This is a genomic window from Wolbachia endosymbiont of Drosophila seguyi (genome assembly GCF_028981765.1).
GTDB classification, from domain to species: Bacteria; Pseudomonadota; Alphaproteobacteria; order Rickettsiales; family Anaplasmataceae; genus Wolbachia; species Wolbachia pipientis.
The window spans coordinates 1-7,647 of the sequence record NZ_JAPQLM010000147.1 but is presented as its reverse complement, the minus strand read 5'-3'; the positions used below and the strand labels follow the sequence as shown (position 1 = coordinate 7,647).

General features: G+C 36.7%; 7 protein-coding genes, 1 tRNA gene and 1 pseudogene. 5 read left to right on the top strand and 4 right to left on the bottom strand.

The genetic code is table 11. The features are described 5' to 3' along the window. Positions 1–111 precede the first annotated feature (111 nt). A complete protein-coding gene (locus tag OZD62_RS03720; protein WP_190321214.1) occupies positions 112–708 on the bottom strand; it encodes an RDD family protein in 597 nt (198 codons plus the stop codon). 24 nt (positions 709–732) lie between these two features. After that, a tRNA-Leu gene (locus OZD62_RS03715) sits at positions 733–815 on the bottom strand. Between the two features lie 114 nt (positions 816–929). On the opposite strand from OZD62_RS03715, the gene OZD62_RS03710 reads away from it, so the two are divergent. From OZD62_RS03710 to OZD62_RS03700, 3 genes are all read left to right on the top strand, one after another. Then, a complete protein-coding gene (locus OZD62_RS03710) occupies positions 930–2,381 on the top strand; it encodes a replicative DNA helicase (RefSeq protein WP_010962532.1) in 1,452 nt (483 codons plus the stop codon). Positions 2,382–2,466: 85 nt separating this feature from the next. Beyond that, positions 2,467–2,664, top strand: coding sequence for a hypothetical protein (locus OZD62_RS03705; protein ID WP_275019459.1), 198 nt, complete (start codon positions 2,467–2,469; stop codon positions 2,662–2,664). A gap of 62 nt (positions 2,665–2,726) precedes the next feature. Next, complete coding sequence (locus OZD62_RS03700) at positions 2,727–3,548, top strand: hypothetical protein (RefSeq protein ID WP_275019458.1); 822 nt, start codon at positions 2,727–2,729, stop codon at positions 3,546–3,548. A gap of 175 nt (positions 3,549–3,723) precedes the next feature. Here OZD62_RS03700 and metG read toward each other — a convergent pair whose 3' ends face one another. After that, a complete protein-coding gene (gene metG, locus OZD62_RS03695) occupies positions 3,724–5,361 on the bottom strand; it encodes a methionine--tRNA ligase (protein WP_275019457.1) in 1,638 nt (545 codons plus the stop codon). Between the two features lie 139 nt (positions 5,362–5,500). Between metG and OZD62_RS03690 the strand changes: the two genes are divergently transcribed. Continuing rightward, positions 5,501–5,941, top strand: coding sequence for a TrbC/VirB2 family protein (locus OZD62_RS03690; protein ID WP_275019456.1), 441 nt, complete (start codon positions 5,501–5,503; stop codon positions 5,939–5,941). 11 nt (positions 5,942–5,952) lie between these two features. Here OZD62_RS03690 and ubiG read toward each other — a convergent pair whose 3' ends face one another. Beyond that, positions 5,953–7,128 (bottom strand): bifunctional 2-polyprenyl-6-hydroxyphenol methylase/3-demethylubiquinol 3-O-methyltransferase UbiG, encoded by a 1,176-nt coding sequence (gene ubiG, locus OZD62_RS03685; protein WP_010962529.1) that lies wholly within the window; start codon positions 7,126–7,128, stop codon positions 5,953–5,955. 195 nt (positions 7,129–7,323) lie between these two features. Between ubiG and OZD62_RS06260 the strand changes: the two are divergent. Then, positions 7,324–7,413 (top strand): annotated as a pseudogene (locus OZD62_RS06260) (WPE palindromic element domain-containing protein); the annotation flags it as partial. Positions 7,414–7,647 lie beyond the last annotated feature (234 nt).

The following is a 7,647-nucleotide window of genomic DNA, read 5'->3' as shown; positions in this document are numbered from 1 at the left end:
AAATAAGACGCCAACTACGTTGTTTTCTTGCTGTTTAATCTGCACAGATGAAGATAACTGAATACCTTCACTATCATGATAAAGGGGCTGGCGAAGGGTGTCAAGTAGTTTTTAGCTCTGCCTTCTAAGGCTTTTACTCGTGACAACCACTGTGCCTGCGATCTTATCGTGCCAAGTTTGACAGCGTTTGTTGAAATTTGACCATAAAAAGCCCAAGAACAATGGTGCAACTGACAATATAAAGGAAAAAAATCTCTTTGTTGCTTGTTTTAGGGTCATCTTTTCGAAAGTTTGTGCATCCACAACTCTAAGCCCAAATAATAGTTTTCCAGGTGTAGTAGCAAACTTTACCCACATATATATTACATAGCAAAAGAGCATAATAAACTGGACTATTTGATTTAGAATCATTAATTTTACAAGTCTACTCTGCATTGCCTTTTCTTCTATAGAAAGTGGCACTTGCATTGGGGATTTTGCAGCAACTTGGCTGAATATTTTGCTATCCTCTGAGTTTGTAAAGAGCTGATTAAAGGCTTGGCTGCAAAACTGCAAGAACAAAACGATAATAATTAAATCAAGCAATACTGATATATAGCGCCTGAGGCCCGTTACATAACATATCCCATTTTCATCTTTCTTTACCTTTTGAATAACATTTATAGAAGAAAAAATAGAAAATAAACGATTAAAAAATTTATGTAACATATATATACTTTCCAATATTTAACGTGCCCCTGGCCGGACTTGAACCAGCATGCTTTTGCAAGCAACAGATTTTGAGTCTGCCGTGTCTACCATTCCACCACAGGGGCATTAAGTTTTAATGCTATAGGCAACACGGAATTAGTCAAATTTTTTTGCCTTTACATCTTTCAAATGAGGACTAAATATTCTACAATAATCAACAGTTACTCTCAAAACTTAAAATGAATGAATTAGCCAATCTCCTCAGTTCAAGAAGTGTAGATAAGGAAATATGTAAATTACCGCATAATTTAGAAGCTGAACAGATGCTTATTGGTGCAATGATTCGTGATAATAGAATCTGTGATGCAGTTGAAGACACAATTACAGCAGAAAATTTCTATGATCCACTGCATCAAAGTATTTTTACGCAAATATCTAAAACCAGGAAACACGGTATAGTTGCCAATGAACTGAGCCTCAAAATGTTTTTTGAGAACGACCAAGCGTTTACCGAGTGTGGCGGGGTAGAGTACTTAGCAAAGCTTGCAGCGAAGGCAAGTATTGCACTTGATATTTATAGTTTGACTAGAATAATCCGTGATACTTACTTAAGGAGATGTTTAATCAAGCTCGGGCAAGAAATAGTTGGTGATAGCTACAACTACGATATTGAAAATCCTGCACAGGCGCAAATTGAACAAGCAATGACAAAATTGTTCAATTTGGCAGTAAAAAAACAAGGTGAGAAAACATATATAAAACTTGCAAGTTCAATTAAAGATGTAGTTGAGAAGATCAGCACACTGAAAAATAATCCAGAAGCGCTAGGCGTTACAACCGGACTTCAAGATCTAAATCAGCTTCTTGGTGGTCTACAAAAATCTGATTTATTAATTTTAGCTGCAAGGCCTTCTATGGGTAAAACAGCATTGGCGCTAAACATCGCACTTAATGCTTGTAAGATGTTGCAAAAAAGAGCAGATAAGCAACACTATGTAGCGTTTTTCTCGCTTGAAATGTCAGCAGAGCAATTAACTGCAAGGCTGATCACTATAGATTCAGGGATTAGTTATTATAAGGCATTAACCGGGAGAATTAGTGATTTTGAATTGCATGAATTTATCAATACTAGTACAGAATTATCTGAACTGCCTTTCATCATAGATGACACCCCTGCGCTATCAATTAGTGCCCTTCGCACCAGAATACGCTTGCTGTATCAATTATATAATGTAGAAGTGGTATTCATTGATTATTTGCAGCTAATCAGAGGAACAACAAAAAGGAGTAATGAAAATAGAGTGCAAGAAATCTCGGAAGTGACGCAGGGTTTGAAAGCAATTGCAAAGGAGCTAAATATTCCCATTGTTGCACTATCTCAGCTCTCTCGTTCTGTTGAGCAGAGGGATGATAAAAAACCACAACTTTCTGATTTACGTGATTCAGGGAGCATAGAGCAAGACGCAGATATAGTAATGTTTCTCTATAGAGAAGAATACTACGAATTGAGAAAGCAACCAAGTGAAGGAAACAATAAACATCGGGAATGGCAAGAGAAAATGGAGAAAATTAGAAATATTGCAGAGCTTGTTATTGCAAAGCAGAGGAACGGGCCAATTGGCAGTGTAAAGCTATATTTTGACTCTAACAGAGGTGCATTTAAAGATTACACGGAAAGGCATAGTTCATAGCTTGACAGCAATCTTCTTGTTCCCAAGTTTATCAAATTTTTTTTATGTAAAGATAGCTTGACAACTTCTTAAAAATCCTTTTATAATGGTATTATATTTTATAATACGTGAGATGATGAATAAAAACAATGTACCCTATTATATAGCTGGAACTCTGGCTGCTTTAACTTTATTAGCATCTGGAGTGTTTGCTGCAGCTCCTTATATTGGTTTCTTAGCTCCAGTTGCAGCATTAAGTGTTGGCCTTCCATTTATTTTGGTGGTGCTGTATTTTCTGCTGTAGCTATTGCACTTTCATATCAAGCAATTAGTGAGAACAAAACAAATTCTGAGTTGAAAAATAAAATGAAAGCTCAAGAGCAAACAATTTCTGGGCAAAAAACTCAACTAGCTAAAAAAGAAGCGGAAGTAAAAGCTAAAGAGGAAGAAAATTCTAAGTTAAAAAATAAAGTAGAAGCTCAAGAGGAAGAAAATTCTAAGTTAAAAGATCAAGTACGCACTCAAAAGCAGAAAAGTTCTGAGCAAAAAACTCAACTAGCTGAAAAAAATAAAAAGATAGAAGAAGACAAATTAAAAGTGGCAATTGCTGATGGCACTGTTCAGCTTGCAAAAGGAACAGTTAATAGCGCTGTTTGGTTTGCAAAAGAAGCAGTTAATGGTGTCTTGTATTCTGGCAAATATGCTTACGATAATTATGTGCCATCAACTGAGTCTACAAAAGGAACACTTAGTGGTATTGGAGGTGGCTTGCAAAATACTTATGATGCGTCAATTGCATCTGTAAGAGGAGCACTTAACAGCGTTGGAAGCAGCTTGTACAGTAGGATTTATGGTACTAAGGTTTCTAGTCCGGAAGAGCAGTTTAAGCGTGAAGATGGATCTAAACCTAGCATGCAAGAACTAACTCGTTTGGATTATTTAAATCTTGAGGTTCTTTCCAGTGAGCAAAAGCAACGAGCTAATAGTTTGGATTATTTAAATATTGATAACGTTCCTAAGCAACCTGATCATTTAAATGTTGATGCTGCTAAAAGTTATTTAATGAGTCTTTCTGAGGATCAGGATGTATTTTATGATGCAGAATCTGGTGATGAAAAAGGTACTGAGATTTCTAGCCCAGAAAGTCAGCCAACTAAAGAAGAAAATGGTCAAGGCTGGTTTGCATGAAGCCTAGGAAAGGTTAAGTCGGCAATTACTGAAGTAGTAGTGATAGGTGCTGATGTTACTAAACCATATTGTGCTAAAGTAACTAAGGCACTTGCCACCTAACTTGAATATGTAGACAGCGGTGTGCACCGTCGTTAACTAAAGATAATCCCATCCAGGAGAAATAGTTTTTACACTATTTCTCCTCTTTAGCATCAACCCTCAAAAAAACCGGCGTAGGTTTAGGCAATGTTATGCCTGAACTTACGCACGCGTCGCACAAAGATTTTAAATCTCGTTGTTCTTTCGGAATTTGCAGTTGATTTAGTATCATCTCTGCTGACTTGGGAACGATTGGCTGCAATAAAATGCCTATTATCCTGATATATTCCAGTAACTTGTAAATTACTAAATTCATGCGCTCTCTGTCAGTTTTGCTTAGTGTCCAGGGTGCACTTTTGTCTATGTAGGCATTTGCTTCAGAAGAGATGTTGATGATTAGAAGTATGATATGGTTAAATTCATACTTTGATAGGTGATTCATCACTTGATCGAGTATAGCTTTGCAACCTGGAAGACTTTCTTCACCTTTAAGTAGGCTTTGATCGATTGTTGGTACAATTCCAGAACATTGCTTGTGTAAAAATGAAATTGTTCTTTGTACTAAATTGCCTATGTTGTTTGCCAGTTCTGAATTTATCCGGCTGATCATATTTTTCTTACTAAAGTTGCCATCTTGGCCGAAGCTTGCTTCCCTGAGGAGAAAATAGCGTAGCTGATCAACACCAAACTCTTGAACGAGGCCAATTGGATCTATGACATTACCAAGGGACTTGGATATTTTCTCTCCCTCGTTCAACCACCAACCATGAACTGCAATTTGTTTTGGCAGTGGCAGGTCTGCTGCAAGGAGAATCGCTGGCCAATATACAGCATGAAAGCGCAATATGTCTTTACCGATTACATGAACGTTGAAAGAGTTGTCAGCTAGGTTTGCAGCGCTTGACACTGGAATCTGCGTTTTCCCTTGGTTTGGTGTCATTCCAGTGCTTGACACTGGAATCTGTGTTTCTGGTTCTGCCCAAAACCTCTTATATTCCTCACCTTCAGTACTAGGGAAACCTATTGATGTAAGATAATTGGTTAATGCATCTATCCAGACATAGATTACGTGTTTGTCATTACCTGGTACTTTTATTCCCCAGTTAAAACTAGTGCGAGAGATTGAGAGGTCAATGAGCCCTGATCTTACAAACGATATCACTTCATTTCTTCTGCTCTCAGGAAAGATAAAACTTGGCTGATTTTTATAGAGTTCCAGTAATTTTTCTTGCCAGTTTGATAAGCGAAAAAAGTAACTCTCTTCTTTTATCCACTGGACCTCAGCACCTGTTGGTGCTTTGCCATCTATCAGCTCTGACTCCTGATAAAATGCTTCATCACGAACTGAATACCAACCCGAATAGGAATCCAAATATATTTGCCCTCTCTCTTCAAGTCTATTCCATAAAGCTATAACTGCTTTTTTGTGACGTTCCTCCGTAGTGCGAATAAAATCGTCATACTCAAAATTCATGAACTTAGCCAATTCTTTAAATGAAACGCTCACTTCATCTGTAAATTCTTTTGGCTGCATTTCCTTTGCTTTAGCTGCTTTTTCTATTTTTTGTCCATGTTCATCTGTACCAGTGGTAAATTTGACATTTTTCCCAGCTAGTTTCATGAACCTTGCCACCACGTCACACAAGAGAGAAGTGTATGCATGACCAATATGCGGCTTATCGTTTACGTAATATACTGGCGTGGTGATGTAAAAGTTCTCGAATTGTTCCATGGTTTAGCATTTTGATAAAAATCAACTGAGTTAATTATAGTATTAAAAAGGCAGTAATAAATAAATATTGATTGGGTTAAGCATAATTTTTGAAAAAAGCTATTTACTGAAATTTTATTAAAATAAGAAACAATCAGGCATGATTATTGAAAGAACAATGAGAAATTTTCTTGTAATTCTATTTATAGTTTTCTATGCATTTGATGCACACGCTAATGGAGCAACAGATGTAATGTGTAATGTAATAGGTTACGTTCATGGAATAGGTGGACCAATGATTACAGTGGTAATAATTGGTTCAAGCTTACTTGCAATATTTGGCAGAATGCCTTGGCCTGCACTTTTCGCACTGGGTATGTTTGTTGCTGTGTTTTTTGGTGCTCCTCAAATTGTAACAAAGGTAACAGAAAAAGAAGTTTGTTGTCTTTTTAAAGGTCAAACCTTGGAGAATGGAAAGTGTGTTGCTGCTCCTGGATATGAACGTGTAGGTACAGGTTATGCTTGTCGTTCCGGTTGGGCGCTAACTAATAAAGGCTACTGTATAAAAGTTGGCCAAGATCCTTCAAAGTATTGGAAGTGAAAATGGTGCTTTTATAGAGTTAAATCTAACAAACCGCAGAGTATATAATTAACATCCACGCCTTTAGTTAGATTCCACTCACGCTTTATTACGTTGTACTCCATGCCAGCCATGTTTTGCAGCGTTACATTATTTTCTCTTAAGTGATTTGCAATTTCTGACGGCTTGAGAAATTTATTCCAGTTATGTGTACCTTTTGGCAGCCAATTTAATATGTACTCTGCACCAATTATTGCAAGACAAAAGGATTTAATAGTTCTATTTATTGTGGATATAAAGATTAACCCCTCCGGTTTTAGCAGTTCTATCGCTTTTTTCATGAAAAGCTCTAAATTATCCACATGTTCAACTACTTCCATCAGCAGAACCACGTCGTACTTCTTGTCATTGCTTAGCTCTTCAATGCTGGTGTGTATATATTCTATATTTAACCCTACTTTTTTTGCATGTGAATGCGCTACTTTTATGTTTTCTTCACATACATCTATTCCCACAACGTTAATGCCAACGCGTGCCATTGACTCTGACAAAATGCCACCACCGCATCCAACATCAAGCAATGATAATTCTTTCAAATTGCATTTTTTTAACTCTTTTATTTTCTCAATAATGTAAGATACTCTAACAGGATTCATTATGTGCAATGGTTTGAATTTGCCGTTCTCATCCCACCACTGGCCTGCCATTTTAGCGAATTTTGATATTTCATCTTCGTTATAAGTTTTTGTTTTTTTTTTCTTAGAGGTTATATTGCTGAGTTTATCAAGGCGTTTTTTATGTCTGCTTTCTTTTGAAAATTCTGTTTCGAGGAATTGTTTGACTATGTCTTTTGCTAATCCACTCGCAGTAAATCCTGCACCAAGACACAGTACATTTGCGTTGCCATGCTCGCGAGCTAATTTTGCGATCTCAACACTGTTACATAAAGCAGCGTAGATTCCTTCAAAACGATTTGCCACAGTACTCATGCCCAAACCTGTACCACAAATTAATATCCCATAATTTGCTTTTTTGCTTGTTATATCTTCTACAACTTTAACAGCATAGTTTGGGTAATCTACACACTTTTGCTTAGCAGTGCAGCCTTGATCTACTACTCTGTAACCTAGGGCTTCCAGGTAAGGTTTTATTTCTGATTTTAATTCATAACCAGCATGATCTGAGGCAATTGATACTATACCTAACATATAAGAAATAAGGACATTTTATATGGATTTGAACTTTCTGTCAAGTCATTCAATGCTTCTGACCTTTTGGGAGTTCTAAAGCTATAGCTAAGGTTTCCCTACGTCATACCGCAATTCATTCCACAACTGTACGAACATTGTGATTTGAGAATAATCTCCGCCAGGAAGGGTGTCATCCCAGTGCTTTGGCACTGAGATCCAGAAAACTTAATTTTAAATAAGTACACCAGATAGCTGTATAATAAGAACTGGATTCCAGTGTCAAGCACTGGAATGACACCTTCTGTATAAATATTAAGAAATTTACCAAACGAAAAAAAAGGCAAAAGAAGCCCCGTGGTTGGCTAATTACTTACATTATACTTTCAAGTATGGCGTTTTTTTATTCTAAACACTTAATAACCGCAATTTAGCTGCTTTTAAGCCGCAACTAATCTAAATTATAAACGTTAAGAAATTTACTAAACAGAAAAAAAGGCAAAAGAAACCCTAGGGTAGCTAGTTATTCACTATCCATTT